Origin of the sequence: Streptomyces sp. NPDC102270 (assembly GCF_044766405.1) — a bacterium.
GTDB lineage: Bacteria > Actinomycetota > Actinomycetes > Streptomycetales > Streptomycetaceae > Streptomyces.
The window spans coordinates 10,111-28,011 of record NZ_JBIWLX010000025.1; the positions used below are offsets into that span (position 1 = coordinate 10,111).

Annotated in this window: 14 protein-coding genes; 7 read left to right on the plus strand and 7 right to left on the minus strand. The window is 71.0% G+C overall.

The features are described 5' to 3' along the window. Window positions 1-245: hypothetical protein (locus ACIRP7_RS39620; protein ID WP_403669994.1), on the plus strand; the 245-nt coding region annotated here is incomplete at its 5' end. 20 nt (window positions 246-265) lie between these two features. Here ACIRP7_RS39620 and ACIRP7_RS39625 read toward each other — a convergent pair. Then, window positions 266-673 carry a RidA family protein gene (locus ACIRP7_RS39625; RefSeq protein ID WP_403669997.1) on the minus strand — a complete coding sequence of 136 codons (408 nt, stop codon included), beginning with the start codon at window positions 671-673 and terminating at the stop codon, window positions 266-268. Window positions 674-884: 211 nt separating this feature from the next. Between ACIRP7_RS39625 and ACIRP7_RS39630 the strand changes: the two genes are divergently transcribed. From ACIRP7_RS39630 to ACIRP7_RS39645, 4 genes are all read left to right on the plus strand, one after another. Next, entirely contained in the window at window positions 885-1,868 is a 984-nt protein-coding gene (locus tag ACIRP7_RS39630; RefSeq protein ID WP_403669999.1) for a hypothetical protein, read from the plus strand. Window positions 1,869-1,946: 78 nt separating this feature from the next. Further along, window positions 1,947-3,815 carry an HSP90 family protein gene (locus tag ACIRP7_RS39635; RefSeq protein ID WP_403670002.1) on the plus strand — a complete coding sequence of 623 codons (1,869 nt, stop codon included), beginning with the start codon at window positions 1,947-1,949 and terminating at the stop codon, window positions 3,813-3,815. 2 nt (window positions 3,816-3,817) lie between these two features. Next, window positions 3,818-6,751: a hypothetical protein gene (locus ACIRP7_RS39640; RefSeq protein WP_403670005.1), complete on the plus strand. Its 2,934-nt coding sequence runs from the start codon at window positions 3,818-3,820 to the stop codon at window positions 6,749-6,751. 66 nt (window positions 6,752-6,817) lie between these two features. Further along, window positions 6,818-7,651, plus strand: a complete 834-nt coding sequence (locus ACIRP7_RS39645) for an endonuclease/exonuclease/phosphatase family protein (RefSeq protein ID WP_403670007.1) — start codon at window positions 6,818-6,820, stop codon at window positions 7,649-7,651. Between the two features lie 51 nt (window positions 7,652-7,702). Here the strand turns inward: ACIRP7_RS39645 and ACIRP7_RS39650 are convergent, their stop codons facing one another. Continuing rightward, on the minus strand, window positions 7,703-9,166 hold the full coding sequence (locus ACIRP7_RS39650) for a non-reducing end alpha-L-arabinofuranosidase family hydrolase (RefSeq protein WP_403670010.1): 1,464 nt from the start codon (window positions 9,164-9,166) through the stop codon (window positions 7,703-7,705). A gap of 354 nt (window positions 9,167-9,520) precedes the next feature. Between ACIRP7_RS39650 and ACIRP7_RS39655 the strand changes: the two genes are divergently transcribed. Continuing rightward, on the plus strand, window positions 9,521-10,954 hold the full coding sequence (locus tag ACIRP7_RS39655) for an endo-1,4-beta-xylanase (protein WP_403670012.1): 1,434 nt from the start codon (window positions 9,521-9,523) through the stop codon (window positions 10,952-10,954). A 65-nt stretch (window positions 10,955-11,019) separates the two neighbouring features. Continuing rightward, window positions 11,020-11,346 (plus strand): DUF1330 domain-containing protein, encoded by a 327-nt coding sequence (locus tag ACIRP7_RS39660; RefSeq protein ID WP_403670015.1) that lies wholly within the window; start codon window positions 11,020-11,022, stop codon window positions 11,344-11,346. Here the strand turns inward: ACIRP7_RS39660 and ACIRP7_RS39665 are convergent. The 5 genes from ACIRP7_RS39665 to xylB all read right to left on the minus strand — a co-directional run bounded on the left by ACIRP7_RS39665 (window position 11,343) and on the right by xylB (window position 17,873). Further along, the gene (locus ACIRP7_RS39665; protein ID WP_403670018.1) at window positions 11,343-12,866 is read right to left on the minus strand and encodes an aldehyde dehydrogenase family protein; all 1,524 of its coding nucleotides are present in this window, start codon (window positions 12,864-12,866) and stop codon (window positions 11,343-11,345) included. The genes ACIRP7_RS39660 and ACIRP7_RS39665 overlap by 4 nt on opposite strands. Window positions 12,867-12,922: 56 nt before the next feature. Next, complete coding sequence (locus tag ACIRP7_RS39670; protein ID WP_403670021.1) at window positions 12,923-14,239, minus strand: GAF domain-containing protein; 1,317 nt, start codon at window positions 14,237-14,239, stop codon at window positions 12,923-12,925. 62 nt (window positions 14,240-14,301) lie between these two features. Further along, on the minus strand, window positions 14,302-14,901 hold the full coding sequence (locus ACIRP7_RS39675) for an N-acetylmuramoyl-L-alanine amidase (protein ID WP_403670024.1): 600 nt from the start codon (window positions 14,899-14,901) through the stop codon (window positions 14,302-14,304). A 310-nt stretch (window positions 14,902-15,211) separates the two neighbouring features. After that, on the minus strand, window positions 15,212-16,420 hold the full coding sequence (locus ACIRP7_RS39680; RefSeq protein ID WP_403670027.1) for an ROK family protein: 1,209 nt from the start codon (window positions 16,418-16,420) through the stop codon (window positions 15,212-15,214). Between the two features lie 7 nt (window positions 16,421-16,427). After that, on the minus strand, window positions 16,428-17,873 hold the full coding sequence (xylB, locus tag ACIRP7_RS39685) for a xylulokinase (protein WP_403670030.1): 1,446 nt from the start codon (window positions 17,871-17,873) through the stop codon (window positions 16,428-16,430). Window positions 17,874-17,901 lie beyond the last annotated feature (28 nt).

Consider the following 17,901-nt stretch of genomic DNA (forward strand, 5'->3'; position numbering starts at 1 on the left):
TACGGGCCTGCGCGACCGCGCCTACACGTGGACGGCCGCCGCCTACCTGCTCCTCGCCGGGGCGCACGCACAGCGGGACGACCGGTGAGACCGGTACGGGCGCCTCGCTCAGTCGAGGACCGCGGTGGCCTCGACCTCGACCAGGCGCCCTGGCCGGTACGGGCCTGCGCGACCGCGCCTACACGTGGACGGCCGCCGCCTACCTGCTCCTCGCCGGGGCGCACGCACAGCGGGACGACCGGTGAGACCGGTACGGGCGCCTCGCTCAGTCGAGGACCGCGGTGGCCTCGACCTCGACCAGGTGGTCGGGGACGTCCAGTGCCGCGACGCCCAGGAGTGTCGCCGGCGGAACGGGGGTGACTCCCAGTTTCGCGGCCGCCCGTGAGATTCCCTCCAGGAGCTGGGGCATCCGGTCGGGTGTCCAGTCGACGACGTGGACGTTCAGTTTCACCACGTCGTCGAAGGAACCGCCGGCTTCGGCCAGGGCCGTGCCGACGTTGAGGTAGCACTGCTCGACCTGCGCGGCGAGGTCGCCCTCGCCGACCGTGCGGCCCTCGGCGTCCCAGGAGACCTGCCCGGCGACGAAGACCAGCCTCGTGCCGGACGCGACCGACACCTGCCGGTAGACATCGATCTTCGGCAGTCCCTCGGGATTCAGCAAGGTGATGGACATCCTCTGTGCCTCCATCGTCGGGCGCTGCACGCCCGTAGTCTCTTGTGGTTACTGGAAAACCGTAGGAGAGCGTCCGCTGACATGGAAGAACGCACTTTTCCGTGACCGGGTAACCCGTTGGTGACCCAGCAGCTCAGCGGCCCGGACGGCGGTGTCGGTCGGGCCGTTTATGCTGCACCAACGATCACGCGGGACCAGGGGAGGGCGCGGCATGTTCGGCAAGCTGTTCGGAAAGGATGCGGAGAGACCGGGGGCGAATCCGTACGCCCTGCCCGTCCCGCGCAGACAGAAGAACGGGACGTACCGGCTGCGCGCTCTCGGGGACACCCGGGTGCTCGCGCTGGTGGAAGCGGCCGACACCGGTGACTGGGAGGCGGTCAAGTCGGCCCTGGCTCCCTTCGATCTCGGCCGTGACCACGCGGTGCTGAGCGAGCTCGCCGAGTTGGACGGTCTGCAGGACTGGATCGGGCGGGCCGTCGAGGAGGACAAGGAGCACCGGGCCACGGCCCTGCTGATATCCGGGGCGCGTCACATCAGTTGGGGCTGGGAGGCCCGCACCTCCGCACGCGCCGTGAACGTCACACAGGAGCAGTGGCGGATCTTCCACGAGCGACTCGAGGTCGCCGAGGAGCAGTTGCTCGAAGTCGCCGAGCTGCGGCCCGACTGGGTCACCCCGTGGCGCCGCCTCCTCACCTCGGGGCGTGGCATGTCGCTGGGCCCCGCCGTCAACGAGACCCGGCGCGACGCCGCCCTGCGCCGCGACCCGCTGGACCTGGAGACCCACATCGAGTGGGTGTCCCAGCTGCAGCCCCGGTGGGGCGGCGAGCCCGGCCAGGCCCTCGCGTTCGCCCGCAAGGCCTTCGCCGGCGCGCCCGACGGGCACCGCCTCGGCTGTGTGGTCGCCATGGCCCACATCGAGGAGTGGGTGGAGTCCGACAACCGTGACTGCCTGCAGGACCCTCGCATCCGGACCGAGTTGAGGGAGGCCGCGGAGCGCAGCATCCTGCACCACTCGTACGAACGCGGCCTGGGCTGGCAGGGCGACTACAACATCTTCGCCATGGCCCTTTCGCTGGCGGGCAGCAGCAAGGCCTCCAATGTCTTCCGCGAGCTGGACGGTGTCTTCACCGAGTGGCCGTGGACGTTCATGGCGGACGCCCAGAAAGCCTACGCACGCTTCCGCAAGGCCTTCTGAGCCGAAGGCCGCACGGTCCCCGCCCGTCCCGGCCGGACCATCGCCCACCCCTGCCGTTCCTTCTCCCCGGACTGCCCCATGCCTCTGCGCCACGACTCCGCCGACCACGCCGCCGCCGACCGCACCTTCCAGGTGGATCTGCGCGGCCTCGTCGACCTCCTCTCCCACCACCTCTACTCCAGCCCCCGCGTCTATCTGCGCGAGCTCCTCCAGAACGCGGTGGACGCGCTGACCGCCCGCCACGGTCTCGAACAGGGCGCCCCCGCCGACGCGTTCGGCATCCGCCTGTACGCCGACGGCGCCGTGGTACGCGTCGAGGACGACGGCGTCGGACTCACCGAGGCCGACGTGCACACCTTCCTCGCGACGATCGGCCGCAGCAGCAAGCGCGCCGAGCAGATCGCCGACCAGCGCGCCGACTTCATCGGCCAGTTCGGCATCGGACTGCTCTCCTGCTTCCTGGTCGCGGACGAGATCCACGTCCTGAGCCGCTCCGCCCGCGTCCCCGACGCGCCCGCGGTGGAGTGGCGCGGACGCGGCGACGGCAGCTACACCGTCCGCACCCTGCCCACCACCGCCCGCCCCCGGCCCGGCACCACCGTCACCCTGACGCCCCGCGCCGACGCGGGCGAGTGGACCCGCCCGGCCCAAGTGCACGCGCTGGCCCGGCACTTCGGCTCCCTGCTGCGCCACCCGGTGACCTTCGACGACGGCACCGCCGGACCGGGCGGACCGGGCGCGTCCGTGGGAGCACCCGTCAACCCCGAGCCCGCACCCTGGGCGCGCACCCACCCCACACCGGGAGCCCGCTCCCGCGCCCTGGCCGCCTACGGCGAGCAGGTCTTCGGGTTCACACCGCTGGACACCATCGAACTGGACCTGCCGGCCGTGGGCCTCAAGGGCATCGCCTGCGTGCTGCCCGAGGCGGTACCGGCCGGGCGCCGCCACGGCCACCGCGTCCACGTCAAAGGCATGCTGCTGTCCGAGCAGGCCGAGGAGATCCTGCCCGACTGGGCGTTCTTCGTCCGCTGTGTCATCGACGCCGAAAGCCTGCGCCCGACCGCGTCCCGCGAGTCCCTGTACGAGGACGACACCCTCGCCGCCGTACGCGACGCGCTCGCCGAACACCTGCGCGCGTGGATCGCCAGGGCCGCCGCCAGCGATCCCGAACTGCTCGGCCGCTTCCTCCAGGTCCACCACCTGGCCGTGAAGTCGCTCGCGGTGCACGACGACGAGATCATGCGGATGCTGCTGCCGTGGCTGCCGTTCGAGACCACCGACGGACACGCCACCCTCGACGAGTTCGCGCGCACCCACCGCACCGTGCTCGTCACGTCGAGCGTCGAGGAGTTCCGCCAGGTCGCGGCCATCGCCTCCGCCGCCGGACTCGGCGTCGTCAACGGCGGCTACACCTACGACCGCGCACTGGTCCACCGGCTGCCCGAGGTCAGGCCCGAGGTCAGCGTCGCCGACCTCGACCCGGCGACCCTCACCGCCCACCTCGACCCCGTCGACCGGGAGACCGAGCTGGCCGCCGCGGCCTACCTCGCCCAGGCCCGCGACGCCCTCGCCGTCTTCGACTGCGATGTCGCGCTGCGCACCTTCCAGCCCGCCTCCGCCCCCGCCCTGCTCCTCGACAGCCGGGAGGCCCGGCACGAACGCACCCGCTCCCAGCTCGCCCGCGAGCAGCAGGGCGGCGTGTGGGGCGACATCCTCGGCGCCCTGCGCCAGGAGGCCCCGCGGGCCCAGCTGATCCTCAACCAGCTCAACCCGCTGGTGCGCACCGCGGTCACCATCAATGAGCCCGAGCTGGCCCGTACCAGTGCCGAAGCTCTCTACGGACAGGCCGCGATGCTGTCCCGCCGCCCGCTCAGGCCCGCCGAGTCGAGCCTCATCAACCGCTCCTTCCTCGACCTCCTCGCCCACGCCCTCCGCAAGGACAGCTGACGATGCCCACCACGATCCAGACCACCGACGAGCTGTACCAGGCGCTCCAGGACAACGACGAGCGCCCCTACGGCCGTACCCGCACCGTCACCGCCGAGGAACTCGTCGACGCCGCCGAGCAGTTCGAGGAGCCCGTACCGCTGATCCACGCCCTCCTCGAACTCCAGGAGGCGTACACCTACGGCTCCGAACCCCGTAAGTCGCCCGTCGTCTTCGCCCGCCTGCTCACCCTCTTCGACGAGCAGCCCGACATCTTCGACGAGCGCCTGCGCCATCTGCTGTTCTGGCGGTTCAAGTGGGTGGGCCACGCCCTGCGTCAGCTGCCCGAGATACCGCTGGCCAGCCTGCGCCAGTGGCTGACCGAGATGCGCGACCGCTACGAGAAAGCCGGCCTCGGCCTCCAGCCGTACTACAGCCAGGCCTATCAACTCGCCGCCCACGTCGGCGAGGACACCACCGCCGCCTACGAGCTGTGGGCGGGCCGCGCCCGCACCCGGCTCAGCGACTGCGAGGCCTGCGAGATCTGCGAGCGCGCCCTGTTCCACCTCGCCGCGGGCGACGACGAGCGGGCCCTGCGCACCTGGGAGCCCGTCCTGAACGGGAAGGAGTCCTGTCAGGAGGAGCCGGCCCGCTCCCTCTCCCACGCCCTGCTGCCCCTGCTGCGCACCGGTGCCGCCGACCGGGCCCGCGAACTGCACCTCGCCGGCTACCGAGGTTGCCGCCGCAACCCCTCGATGTCCGGGGAGGTCGGCCGGCACCTGGAGTTCTGCGCGCTGACCGGCAACGAGGCCCGCGGCCTGGAACTGCTCGCCGAGAACCGGAACCTGTTCGACGAGGTCGACTCGCCCCTGGACCAGCTCGACTTCCTCACCGGCGTCGAGGTCCTCCTCCAACGCGTCGAGCACCTCGGCCACGGCGAACTGCCCGCCGCCGGATACCCCGGCCGCACCTGGACGGTGTCCGGGCTGCACGCCGAGGTGCGCGGCCGCGCGGACGACCTCGCCGCCCGCTTCGACGCCCGCAACGGAACCCGGACCCACACAGGCCGCCGCAGGGCCCGCCTCGACCGGGCCCCGCTCCTCGACGCGCTCGAACTGACCCTGCGCACCCGCGGCCTCGACGACGTCGCCCCGGCCGACCCGGTCACCGCGCCGGCCTCCCGTACGACCGCTGCGGTTCCCGATGCCCTGCCTGAACTCATTCTCCAGGCAAGGACGTTGGACGAACAGGGACACCCGGACGCCCAGGCATGCTTTGCCCGGCTGCGCACCCTGGTCGCCGCCCGCGACTACACCCACCCCGACGACCCGGCCGTGGGCCCGCTGGTCCGGCTGCGCGCCGACCTGCTGGCCGACGAGGCGACCTCGGCGGCCAACAAGGACGATTTCGCCGAAGCCGCCGCGCTCGACGAGGAGGCCGCCGCCCTCTACGACGACGCCGCGGAGCCCGGGCACGGGGCGATCGCCCGCGCCTGCGCCCTGCTCGCCACCGCCCAGATCCCCGAAGAGAACGGGGACGACACCGAGGCGAAGGCGGCCGCGCTGAGTGCCGCCCACGCGTCCGTGGTCCGCCTGCACGAGGAGACGGCCGGCCTCGCTCCCTTCCTGGAGGCCCGCCTGCTGCGGCTGCGGGCGACCGCGCTCGGCCTGCGCCTGCAGACGACGGGAAGCAAGGAGCACGTCGCACCCGTCTTCGCCGAGACGGAGCTGCTGCACGCCTTCGCCACCCGGCACGACCTCGCCGGGCAGATCTCCGGCGCCCTGCTGCTGCGGGCCAGCACATACGCCATCTCCGGCGACCTGCCCGCCGCGGTCACCGAGATCGACGCCCTCCTGGACCGGCTGAAGGCGCACGGCCCGGCCTGGCACCTGCCCCGTACCCTCGGGCTGCGCGGCCGGCTCCAGCTCGTGCTCCAGGACCCGCAGACCGCGCACGCGAACCTCACCGAAGCGCTGCGACTGGCTGCCGACTGGCCCGCCGACTCGGTCGACACCAGCCGCCTGCACGGTGATCTCGCCGAGGCCTGCATGCACCTGGGACGCCCCGACGAGGCGCTGCGGCACCTGACGCGCTCGGCGGAGGTGAACCTCCGCGGCGGCAACCGGATCGACGCGTTCTGCACCTACAGCAACGCCGCCCAGCTCAGCCTCGACCTGGGCCGCGTCGAGGACTGCATCGCGCTGCTCGACTCCCTGCTGGCCGAGCCGGACGTCGTCTCCGGAGAGCTGGACGACCGGCTCGCCGCCCAACTGCGTCTGACCCGCGCCCGCGCACTGCGCGCGGGGGAGGATCTCAAGGCCGCCACGGCCGAGTTCGCCGCGCTCGCGGCCGAGTCCGCCGGCTGGGACGACGACCCGGGCAGCCATGCCATGATCGCCGCCGAGACGGCCGTACTCCTCGGCGAGTCCGGCGAGTTCGGCCCGGCCCGCGAGGCCGCGGACCAGGCGATCGCCGCCCACGCCCGGGACCCGCGCTACGAGTTGCTCAGCAACTGCCTGCGTGAACTCGCCCGCCTCCAGGCCCAGCAGCGGGGCCCCGAGGGCCTGGCGGACGCCCGTGCCTTCCTGGCGGACGCCGACCGGATCGCCGACGAGGCCCGCGCCGCCGGGTACGAGGCCCGCGGCCGCTCCCTGGACACCGCCCTGGCCTATGAGCACGGGCGGGTCAACGCCTACGCGGGCGCGTACGAGGACGCGCTGGCCGCCCTGGAGAAGGCCCTGGCCCTGCTCGGCGAACTCGGACCGGAGGACGACCGGGCCGGTGAGTGGGCCGAGTGCGTCCGCCTCGCGGGCGCCGTGGAGGGCCTCTACCTGAAACGCCCGGCCCCCGCCCTCACCCGTCTCGACGCGGCGGTCGCCCACCTGACCGCCCTGGGTCACACCGAGGAGAGCGAGACCCTGGCCTCCCTGGCGGCCCGGCTGCGCGACGAGGAGTGAGTCCGCGTCGCCTAGCATGGTTCACGCAGACGTCAGTTGGCCTGGGGAATCCGCGTCGGGGAGGCGATGGTGCTCGGAAAGGGCACGTGGTTGCTCGTGGGCGCCATGGTCGTGGCCTGGATGGTCCTTTCGGGCCCCAGCGCCCCGAGCGGATCCCTCGACGCCAAAGCACTGCCCGCCAAGTCTGTCCGGGACGTCGTACCGAACCGGGTCATGACGTGGAACCTCTGCAACCCGTGCGAAACGGGCAACGACGACCGGGCGGCGGAGATCGCCGCGTTCGCGCCCCAGGTCATCGGCCTGCAGGAGGCGTGCGTGGGTGACGTCGAGAAGATCCGGGAGTATCTGGAGAACCTGCACGGGCTCGTCTACCACGTCGAGTACGGGTCGGTTCTGCAGAGCTGGGGCCGTTGCGGGGGAGCGCCCTGGAACCCGGGCGGCTACGGCGAGGCGATCCTCTCGGCGGCCCCGATGACCGACGTCGTCACCGAGGAATATCCCGACGGCGGCTCCGAGGACCGTGGCTACATGGAGGTCACCACCACGGTGGGCGGCCGCCCGGTCCGGGTCTTCAACACCCACCTCGCCGAACGGCGTCAGGAGGCGGTCCGGGCGGAGCAGGTCGCCGTCCTCGCCAAGGAGGTCGCCCGGCACGACCGCGCGATCGTCATCGGCGACTTCAACGCCGTGCCGGACGCCTCCGAACTCACCCGGATGTGGGCCCTGGCCAAGGACGCGGACCCCCAGTGCCGTCCCGGGTCCGACGGCACCTGCGAGCCGACCACCGACTGGCAGAGCAAGTTCGACTACGTGTTCCTGCGGGGCTACGTCCCCCTCGGGCAGCGAGTGCATCCGAGCCCGGTCTCGGACCACCACATGGTGTACGCCGACGTGGCCTGACTCCACGGTGAGCCATGGCGGGCCCGGCCTTTCACCGAGTCCGCCACGCCGTCAGCGCTGGAGGGTCAGCAGACCCGGACGGTAGGGCAGGAGGCCGTAGTCCCCGCCGGAGCCGGGGCTGCGCCCCTGGTAGAGGAAGTGCAGGTTGCAGGGATCGACGGTGAAGGTCTGATCGGCACTGGTGCGGATCAGTTCGCCGTGGCTGATGTCGGTGGTCCAGGTGGCGCCGCTGTTGGCCTTGCCGGCGAAGGGGTTGCTCTCGGTCGCGGCCTGGGGTGTCCATGAGCCGTTCAGACTCGTGGCCGTGAACGAGCGGAAGTAGCGGCCCTGCGAGCCGATCGCCTCGACGATCATGAGGTAGCGGTTCTGGCCCTGCAGCTTGTAGACCTGCGGGGCTTCGAACAGGTTGTTCGTCGTATCGCTCATGATCGTTGTGTAGGTCGAGCCGAAACTGCCCGGGAAGTTCCCGATCGGCATGCTGGCCCGGTAGATCTTGCCGTTGTCACCGGCGAAGAACAGGTACATGTTCGTCCCGTCACCGATGAGCGTCTGGTCGATGGGCCCTGTTCCGGAGCCGGAGATGCTTCCGGAGAAGAGCACCTGCGGAGACGACCAGCCGTTCGGGTTGGTGGGGTCGCTCGATGTCCGGTAGGAGAAGGCGCTCCCGCCCCACTGGTAGGCGAGCACCCAGATGTTCTTCGGCGCGAAGTAGAAGAGCGTGGGCGCGACGGTCGAGGACGACATCGTGTTCTGGCCGGCCGAGGCCATCTCTGACCAGTTGGTGAACGGGCTGAAGTTCATCGAACCCCAACTCGTCCCGGTGTCGTGCGTCGTCGCGTAGACGAGTTGCTTGCCGTTGTAGGGGGCGACGGTGAAGTCCTTGAGAGAGACCCATCCCGCCTTGGGCTGCGCCAGTGCGCCCGTCGATGACCAGCGGTACGTCGACGGAAGATCGCATGCACTGGAGTCGTCGCCGACCTTCACGAGCCGCCACTGCTGGTTGGCGCCGCCCCAGTCGTCGTACTGGACGGTGTTGGCGTTGTCGGCGGTGGAGGCGCCCTGTACTTCGAGGGCCTTGTTGCTGTGGCGCGAGATGAACCGCACGTAGCCGTCCGAGCTGTCGGCCAGCCGCCACTGCTGGTTGGTGGCGTTCAGGTCGGCCCACTGGACGATCGAGCCGCCGTTCGCGGTGGACCAGTTGTAGACGTCCAGGACCTTGCCCGAGTGGCGGGACTTGATGCGGTAGTAGCCGCCCCCGGAATCGACGAACTGCCACTGCTGCTGGGCCTGATCGTTCCTGGTCCACTGGGTGATGCGGGCGCCGTCGGCGGTCGCCATGTTGTAGACGTCCAGGGCCTTGCCGCTGTTGCGGTTGACCAGCACATATGAGGCGTTGGGGTCTACGGTCGCCGCGTCGGCGGGCTGGGCACCGAGGAAGGCGGCCACGAGCAGCAAGGGCGCGAGGACGGCCAGTAATCGTCTGAGGCGGACCGGGAACCGGTGGCGCAACAACATCGCGGGGCCTCCTTTGAAGGGCGGGGGACAATCCGAAAGTTTCGAAGAATTCCCGGATGGCTCGACGCCACAAGCTAGGAATGCGGGGCCCTCCGGTCAAGGCCTGTCACCGATCTGCCCACGCGAAGGGGGTTCCGGAAACTTTCGGTCGACGAACGGAAACTTCTTCTGCGCGGAGTATTGACGATGCCTCGTCAATGCCTCAATCATCCCTGTCTGAGAAAGCGGCCACAGTTCGAGATGCCGAACGGTGCCGGCCGTAGTCGCGATCGTCCCGGCCTGCCCAGTGGCTGATGGACGACACATTCCCCTGCGCTTCAGTCCTTGCGTGATGTCCACCTTGGAGGCACAGCCATGCGCTCGTCTGCCCTTCCCAGAACCGTCATCCGCCGGAAGATCAGCGGCCTGGTGCCGGCGCTGGTCGTCGGCGTCCTCGGCGCGGTCGCCGCACTGGCCCCGCCACCACCGACCGCACACGCCGCCGAGAACACGCTCGGCGCCGCGGCGGCGCAGAGCGGCCGCTACTTCGGCACCGCCATCGCCTCGGGCAGACTGGGCGACTCGGCGTACACGACGATCGCCGGCCGCGAGTTCAACATGGTGACGGCCGAGAACGAGATGAAGATCGACGCCACCGAACCGCAGCGAGGCCAGTTCAACTTCACTGCCGGTGACCGCGTCTACAACTGGGCGGTGCAGAACGGCAAGAAGGTGCGCGGCCACACCCTGGCCTGGCACTCCCAGCAGCCCGGCTGGATGCAGAGCCTCAGCGGCAGCACACTGCGCCAGGCCATGAACGACCACATCAACGGCGTGATGGCCCACTACAAGGGCAAGATCGCCCAGTGGGACGTCGTGAACGAGGCCTTCGCCGACGGCAGTTCGGGAGCCCGGCGCGACTCCAACCTGCAACGCACGGGCAACGACTGGATCGAGGTCGCCTTCCGCACCGCTCGCGCCGCGGATCCGGCGGCCAAGCTCTGCTACAACGACTACAACATCGAGGACTGGACCTGGGCCAAGACCCAGGCCGTGTACGCCATGGTGCGGGACTTCAAGCAGCGTGGCGTTCCGATCGACTGTGTCGGCTTCCAGTCGCACTTCAACAGCGGCAGCCCCTACAACAGCAACTTCCGCACCACGCTGCAGAGTTTCGCCGCCCTCGGCGTCGACGTGGCCATCACCGAACTCGACATCCAGGGTGCCTCGGCCACGACGTACGCCAACGTGACCAACGACTGCCTGGCTGTCTCGCGCTGCCTCGGCATCACGGTCTGGGGCGTGCGCGACACCGACTCCTGGCGATCCCAGGACACGCCGCTCCTCTTCAACGGCGACGGCAGCAAGAAGCCCGCCTACACCGCCGTCCTCAACGCACTCAACGGCGGCACCACCACGCCCCCTTCGGGTTCCGGAACGATCAAGGGCGTCGGGTCGGGCCGCTGCCTGGACGTGCCCAGCAGCAGTACGACGGACGGCACCCAGATCCAACTGTGGGACTGCAACAACGGCACCAACCAGCAGTGGACGTACACCGCTGCCGGTGAGCTCAGGGTCTACGGCAACAAGTGCCTGGACGCCGGCGGCACCGGCAACGGCGCCAGAGTCCAGATCTACAGCTGCTGGGGCGCCGACAACCAGAAATGGCGCCTCAACTCCGACGGCTCGATCGTCGGCGTCCAGTCCGGCCTCTGCCTCGACGCCGTCGCGAACGGCACCGCCAACGGCACCCTGATCCAGCTCTACTCCTGCTCGAACGGAAGCAACCAGCACTGGACCCGCACCTGACTTGCGAGTGAAAACCGATCGGTTTACCATACGTGTAAACCGATCGGTTTTCTTCGATGTCGGAGATGGCCTTGATGATGAGTGCGAATGTGCAGAAGAAGAAGTTCTACGCCCTGAACATGTTTGGCGTGGTCGACGTGCAGAAATACCTCGCGTATTTCAGTCGCCTGCCGGAGGCGGCTCCGCAATATGGTGGCCGCATGGTGGCGTTCGGTCGTTTCCGGGACAACGTGGCCGGTGACCTCGCGCCACGGCAGGTTCTGTTCCTCGTCGAATGGGAGTCCGAAGAGGCGTTCAACAGCTTCCGGGACGATCCGGACCTTGGCCGACCTGCATCCGCTGCGGGAGGACGGGACGGCGTCCTATGTCAGGCACCCTTTTCTGGTCTCTAGAAGAAGCCCAGCTTCCTCGGCGAGTACGACACCAGAAGGTTCTTCGTCTGTTGGTAGTGCTCCAGCATCATCTTGTGCGTCTCTCGCCCGATCCCCGACTGCTTGTACCCGCCGAACGCCGCATGGGCCGGGTACGCGTGGTAGCAGTTGGTCCAGACGCGGCCCGCCTGGATCGCCCGTCCGGCCCGGTACGCCGTGTTCATGTCCCGGGTCCACACGCCCGCCCCGAGGCCGTACAGCGTGTCGTTGGCGATCTTCAGGGCGTCGTCGAAGTCGTCGAAGGAGGTCACCGAGACGACGGGGCCGAAGATCTCCTCCTGGAAGATGCGCATACGGTTGTCGCCCTCGAAGATCGTCGGCTGGACGTAGTAGCCGCCCTTCAACTCACCGTCGTACTCGATGCGTTCGCCGCCGGTGAGGATCTTCGCGCCCTCCTGCCGGCCGACGTCCAGGTAGGAGAGGATCTTCTCCAACTGGTCGTTGGACGCCTGAGCACCGATCATCGTGTCGGTGTCGAGGGGGTGGCCCGGCTTGATGAGTTCGGTTCGTGCGATGGCGGCCTCGAGGAACTCGGCGTAGTTGCCGCGCTGGATCAGTGCCCGGGACGGGCAGGTGCAGACCTCGCCCTGGTTGAGGGCGAACATCGTGAACCCTTCGAGGGCCTTGTCCCGGAAGTCGTCGTCCCGCGCCCAGACGTCGTCGAAGAAGATGTTCGGTGACTTGCCACCGAGTTCGAGGGTGACCGGCTTGATGTTCTCCGAGGCGTACTGCATGATCAGCCGCCCCGTCGTGGTCTCCCCGGTGAACGCGACCTTGGCCACCCGCGCGCTGGACGCGAGCGGCTTGCCCGCCTCCACCCCGAAGCCGTTGACGATGTTCACCACGCCCGGCGGCAGCAGGTCCGCCACCAGGCTCATCCAGTAGTGGAGGGAGGCCGGGGTCTGCTCGGCGGGCTTGATGACGACCGCGTTGCCCGCCGCGAGGGCCGGGGCCAGCTTCCACACCGCCATCAGGATCGGGAAGTTCCACGGGATGATCTGCGCGACGACACCGAGCGGCTCATGGAAGTGGTACGCCACCGTGTCGTCGTCGAGTTCGCCGAGCGAACCCTCCTGCGCGCGGATCGCCCCCGCGAAGTACCGGAAGTGGTCGATGGCGAGGGGGATGTCGGCCGCCAGCGTCTCGCGCACCGGCTTGCCGTTCTCCCAGCTCTCCGCGACCGCCAGCTTTTCGAGGTTCGCCTCCATGCGGTCGGCGATCTTCAGCAGGATGCCGGACCGCTCGGTCACCGAGGTCCGGCCCCAGCCCGGGGCGGCGGCGTGCGCGGCGTCCAGCGCCCGCTCCACGTCCTCCGCGGTGCCCCGCGCGACCTCGGTGAACGGCTGCCCGTTCACCGGGGACGGATTCTCGAAGTACTGCCCGCGCACCGGCGGCACGTACTCGCCGCCGATGAAGTGGTCGTAGCGCGCCTGGTAGGAGACGATCGCGCCCTCGGTGCCGGGTGCCGCGTAACGGGTCATGGTGGCCAGCCTCCTTCAGCAGCGCTGCCCGCCGTTGGGCAGCTCTGCGCGTGAGGCTAGGAGCGCGGACGTTGCAACCACGTTGCCGTCGGCGCGGCCAGCTCCCACTCCAGCGCGGCCAGCCGGGCCCGGACGCTGGCTGTGGGACGTACGGCCGCGAGCGCCCGCCACACCTCGACGTCGTCCTCGCCCCACGGCGCGTGCGCCCAGTCCGCCAGCAGGTCGGGGTCCCGGCGGGCGACCAACGCCGTCCGCAGCGCGTCCGCGACCCGGTGCCTGAGCCGCACCACCGCCGGGGCCTGCGACGACGGCAGCAGCGGACCGGCGTACCCCTTCGCCGCCGCCGCGACCGCCCCGCTCTCCAGCCGGCGCTCGACGATCGCCGCGTCCGACTCGACCGGCACGGTCAGCCGGTACGGCCGTGACGCCAGCAGCCCCGGTCCGACAACCTTGCGCAGCCGCGCGAGTTCGGCCCGCAACGTCACCGGGGGCACCGACTCGTCCTCGTACAGCGCGCACAACAGCTCGTCCCCGGTCAGGCCCTCCGGATGCCGGGACAGCAACACCAGGATCTCGCTGTGCCGGCGGCTGAGCCTGACCCTGCGACCCCCGCCGACCAGCAGCGCTTCGTCGCGGCCCAGTGCGCTCAGCTCGGCCCTGCCGGTGGCCGGCTGCTGCGGGAGGAGCAGCGCCAGCTGGGACTCGGCGGCCCGCGCGACCGCCTGGACGAAGCCCAGGCTGTGCGGATGCGCGAGCCCGTCGCCGCCGGTGATGTCCACGGCCCCCAGCACCCGCCCGGTCCGCGGATCGTGCACCGGCGCCGCCGCGCAGGTCCACGGCTGCACCCGGCGGATGAAGTGCTCCGCCGCGAACACCTGCACCGGCCGGTCCACCGCGACCGCCGTCCCCGGAGCGTTCGTCCCGACAGCGGTCTCCGCCCACCGCGCACCCGGCACGAAGTTCATCCACTCCGCCTGCCGACGGGTCCCCGCATGGCCCTCCACCCAGAGCAGCCTGCCGTGCTCGTCGCACACGGCGAGCAGGTGCTCCCCGTCGGAGGCGAAGGTCCCCATGAGCTCACGGAACAGTGGCATGACCCGCGCCAGCGGATGCTCGGCCCGATACGAACCGAGGTCACCTTCGCCGAGTTCGACGTTCGCCGTCCCGTCGGGCCCGACGCCAGCCCGCGCGGAACGCCGCCACGAGTCGGCCACCACCGGGCGCACCGGCCGCTGCACCGTGCCCGCCTCGGTGAACGTCTCGTGCGCCCGCCGCAGCAGTCGGACCCGCTCGGCAGGGTCGGCCCCCGGCTCCAGGGCCACCCATGGATCGGTCAACTCGGCCTCCCGGGAAGGCGATGCGCTGGGGGACATCGTCACTCCCGGTACGCGCGCAGACAACCTCTCCGACCGCCGTCATCCGGACGATGCGCGACTCACACGGCTTCGACCATGCTCAGGTAGCGGTCCCAGTCCCAGTACGGCCCCGGGTCGGTGTGGTCCGCGCCCGGCACCTCGTAGTGCCCGATGATGTGCGCGCGGTCCCTGGGGATGCCGTATCTCTCGCAGATCCCCGCCGTCAGCTTGGCGGACTCCTGGTAGAGGGCCTCGGTGAAGTAGGCGGGCTTGTCCACCCATCCCTCGTGCTCGATGCCGATGCTGCGGGTGTTGTAGTCCCAGTTCCCGGCGTGCCAGGCGACGTCCGCCTCCCGTACGCACTGCGCGACATGACCGTCGGCCGATCGCACGACGTAGTGGGCGGACACCTTCTTCTCCGGGTTGCGGAAGATGTCCAGGGTGCCGGTGTAATCGGTCTGGGTGACGTGGACGACCACCCGGTCCACCTGGTAGGACCAGGGGCGGTCCGACACCGTGAAGTTGGACGGCGTGGCCGGCTGCCACTCGGCGAGCGGGTGGTCGACGGGCTGCGGGGCAGCCCCCGCCCGCGTCTCGGGGAGCAGTGCGTACGGTACGGCGGCCAGGACGGCCCCCTTCAGCAGCCGCCGTCGGTCGAGCAGCGGTCTGGCGCGTTCCATGGATCAACTGCCTTTCGTCTCAGCGGTGTTCGGCCGCGCGGCGGCACCGCGGTCTCCTGGAGCAGGTCGTGCGCTCCGCGGTGAGTCTCGCGCGTCGGCAGCCCTTCCTTGCGGATCTTCGCCACGCGGGTGTGGCTGGTGTCGCAGACGAACAGGACCTGGCCAAGATCGATCGTCCACGGCAGCTGCGTGCCTTGCGTGAATCACGGTACGGGGGCTGCCGGTTGGGCAGGGGAGCGCTCGCTGTTCCGGTGGACGACGTCGGGAATGTGGATAACCCGCTCACCCGAAGGGGTGAGTTGACGGGTGCTCAGGCCCGTTCGCCCACGGCTGCCGGGTCGTCCAGTACGGCCCGCACCACCGAGTGCGCGGCCCCCAGCAGCGGCCCCTGCGAACCGAGGCCCGACACGGACACCGGGCAGGCCGGACCGGCTGTCCGCCGGGCCAGCTCGTCCCGCAGGGAAGGGAGCAGCCAGGGTGCGAGCCCGGCCAGCGCACCGCCGAGCACCACGGCTTCGGGGTCCAGCAGATTGACCGCCCCGGTCAGCGCGATGCCGAGCGCCTCCCCGGCCTCGCGCAGGGCGCCCCGTACGGCCTCGTCGCCGTCCGCCGCGTGCTGGGCGAGCAGTCCGACCCGGTCCTCGCCCAGCTCCAGGCCGGCCGCCCGCAGCACCGCCTCCTCGCCGGCGTACTGCTCCAGACAGCCGCGCCCGCCGCACGGGCACCGCGGTCCGTCCGGGCGGACCGGAACATGGCCGAGCTCGCCCGCGAAACCACGGGTGCCGCGCAGCAGTTGCCCGTCCACGACCAGTGCCGCGCCGATGCCGATCTCCGCCGAGACGTGCAGGAAGTCATGGGGGGTGCCGTCGCCGAGCCAGAGTTCCGCCAGCGCGCCGAAGTTGGCCTCGTTCCCCACGGTCAGCGGGAGGTCCTCGGGCAGCAGGATGCCCAGGTCCGTGTCGTGCCAGTCGAGGTTCGGGGCGCGCACGACGGTGCGGGCGTCCCGTGCGACCAGACCGGGCACCGCCACCGCGAGACCGGCGGGCCACAGGCCCTCGCTCTCCGCCTCCGCCACCACCCGGCGCACCAGGGAGGTGAGTTCGGCGAGCACCGGTTCGGGGGAGCGGCCCCGGTTCGCGCCGTACCGCACCAGGCGCGAGCGCACCTGTCCGCGCAGATCCACCGCGCAGACCGCGAGGTGGTCCACGCCGACCTCGGCACCTATGCCGGCAGGCCCGCGGCCGCTGACGGCGAGCGCGGAACCCGGCCTGCCGACCCGGCCGGGACGCTCGGGGCCGAGCTCCTCCAGCAGCCCCGAGCGGATGAGTTCGTCGACGAGGGTCGACACCGCGGCCCGGGTCAGGCCGATGCGGGAGGCGACCGCGGCGCGCGACAGCGGTCCCTCGGCACTCACGGTGTGCATCACACGGGCCAGGTTGCGGCGGCGCATGCCCTGCTGGTTGTCGGGCAGGCCGCGCCCGGGCCTCGCCGGGTGGCCGTCACGCAGCGGTGCGGTCATGCCTCCCTCACTCCTCAGAGCTCCCCCGCTCCAGCAGCGGCGCCGCGTCGGAGAGTACCCCGGCGATCCTGGCCAGCGTCTCGTCGTCCCGCTCCACGGCCTCCAGTACCGGTCCGGCGGCCGTGTTCCAGCGCCGGGCGACCGCACCCGGGTCCTCGCCGGTCAGCAGCCCCGCGGCCTGCGCGGCGGCGCCGAGGGCGACCAGTTCCTTGGCCTCGGGCACCTGGACGGGCCGTCCGGAGAGCCGGCGTACGGTCTGCTGCCAGGCGGTGCCCTGGGCGCCGCCGCCGATCAGCAGCAGCGGCGTCGAACGGTCCGCGTCGTGGTCGAGTACCAGGTCCAGTGCCCCGAGCAGCGCCTGCACGGCACCGTCGTAGGCGGCCTGGAGGAGCTGGCCGCCGGTGGTGTCGTGGCGCAGGCCGTGCAGCAGTCCGGAGGCGTTCGGCAGGTTCGGGGTGCGCTCGCCGTCCAGGTAGGGAAGCAGGGTCACCCCCGAGACCGGCTTTACGGCCTCGCGGTCCAGGCCCAGCAGCGCCGCGATGCGGTCGACGGCGAGGGTGCAGTTCAGGGTGCAGGCCAGGGGCAGCCAGTCGCCGTGGGCGTCGGCGAAGCCCGCCACGGTGCCGGTCGGGTCGGTGGGACGGCGCTTGGACACGGCGTAGACCGTGCCCGAGGTGCCCAGGCTCATCACCGGCGTGCCGGGGCGCAGCCCGAGGCCGAGCGCCGCGGCCGCGTTGTCGCCGGTGCCGGGTGCGACCAGGGTGCCCTTGGAGAAGGGCAGGTCATGGCCGTCGCGCACGGTGCCGGCCACCTCGCCGGGCCGGACCACGCGGGGGAGCAGGGCGGGGTCGAGGCCCACGTGCGCGAGGATCTCGCTGTCGTACGACTCCGTCGCGGACGCCCACCAGCCGCTGCCGGAGGCGTCGCCGCGGTCGGTGGTGCCCTCCCCGGTGAGCCGCTCGGTGAGGTAGTCGTGGGGCAGGCGGACCGCCTTCGTGGCGCGCAGGGCCTCCGGCTCGTGCTCGGAGAGCCAGGCCCACTTCGTGACCGTGAAGGAGGCGCCCGGCACGCTTCCGGTCCGCTCCGCCCAGGCCTTCGGGCCGCCCAGCTCCTCGATGAGACGCCGGGCCTGCGGCGCGGAGCGGACGTCGTTCCAGAGCATGGCCGGGCGCACCGGCTCGCCCTGCGCGTCCAGCGTCACCAGGCCGTGCTGCTGGCCGCCGATCGACACCGCGGCAGCCTCGCGCGCGGCGTCCCCGCACTGGCGCAGGGCCTCGGACAGGGCGTCCCACCACTGGCGCGGGTCGCTTTCCCGGCCGGCTCCGGAGGACACGGTGTGCGGTGCCTGGCCGCGCGCGACGACCTGGCCGGTGGCAGCGTCGACCACCAGGGCCTTGGTGGACTGGGTGGACGTGTCCACGCCGACGACGAGCGGACCCTCGGCTGCTGACATCGGGCTCTCCTTTTTGCGCGGCTCATGA

What these genes read in the sequence shown, in the direction of transcription:
- ACIRP7_RS39640 (WP_403670005.1), top strand. Translation starts at nt 3,818, where the DNA reads ATGCCCACCACGATCCAGACCACCGACGAGCTGTACCAGGCGCTCCAG.
- ACIRP7_RS39665 (WP_403670018.1), bottom strand. Translation starts at nt 12,866, where the DNA reads ATGACCCGTTACGCGGCACCCGGCACCGAGGGCGCGATCGTCTCCTAC.
- ACIRP7_RS39655 (WP_403670012.1), top strand. Translation starts at nt 9,521, where the DNA reads ATGCGCTCGTCTGCCCTTCCCAGAACCGTCATCCGCCGGAAGATCAGC.
- xylB (WP_403670030.1), bottom strand. Translation starts at nt 17,873, where the DNA reads ATGTCAGCAGCCGAGGGTCCGCTCGTCGTCGGCGTGGACACGTCCACC.
- ACIRP7_RS39680 (WP_403670027.1), bottom strand. Translation starts at nt 16,420, where the DNA reads ATGACCGCACCGCTGCGTGACGGCCACCCGGCGAGGCCCGGGCGCGGC.
- ACIRP7_RS39670 (WP_403670021.1), bottom strand. Translation starts at nt 14,239, where the DNA reads ATGTCCCCCAGCGCATCGCCTTCCCGGGAGGCCGAGTTGACCGATCCA.
- ACIRP7_RS39630 (WP_403669999.1), top strand. Translation starts at nt 885, where the DNA reads ATGTTCGGCAAGCTGTTCGGAAAGGATGCGGAGAGACCGGGGGCGAAT.
- ACIRP7_RS39645 (WP_403670007.1), top strand. Translation starts at nt 6,818, where the DNA reads ATGGTGCTCGGAAAGGGCACGTGGTTGCTCGTGGGCGCCATGGTCGTG.
- ACIRP7_RS39650 (WP_403670010.1), bottom strand. Translation starts at nt 9,166, where the DNA reads ATGTTGTTGCGCCACCGGTTCCCGGTCCGCCTCAGACGATTACTGGCC.
- ACIRP7_RS39635 (WP_403670002.1), top strand. Translation starts at nt 1,947, where the DNA reads ATGCCTCTGCGCCACGACTCCGCCGACCACGCCGCCGCCGACCGCACC.
- ACIRP7_RS39675 (WP_403670024.1), bottom strand. Translation starts at nt 14,901, where the DNA reads ATGGAACGCGCCAGACCGCTGCTCGACCGACGGCGGCTGCTGAAGGGG.
- ACIRP7_RS39660 (WP_403670015.1), top strand. Translation starts at nt 11,020, where the DNA reads ATGGCCTTGATGATGAGTGCGAATGTGCAGAAGAAGAAGTTCTACGCC.
- ACIRP7_RS39625 (WP_403669997.1), bottom strand. Translation starts at nt 673, where the DNA reads ATGTCCATCACCTTGCTGAATCCCGAGGGACTGCCGAAGATCGATGTC.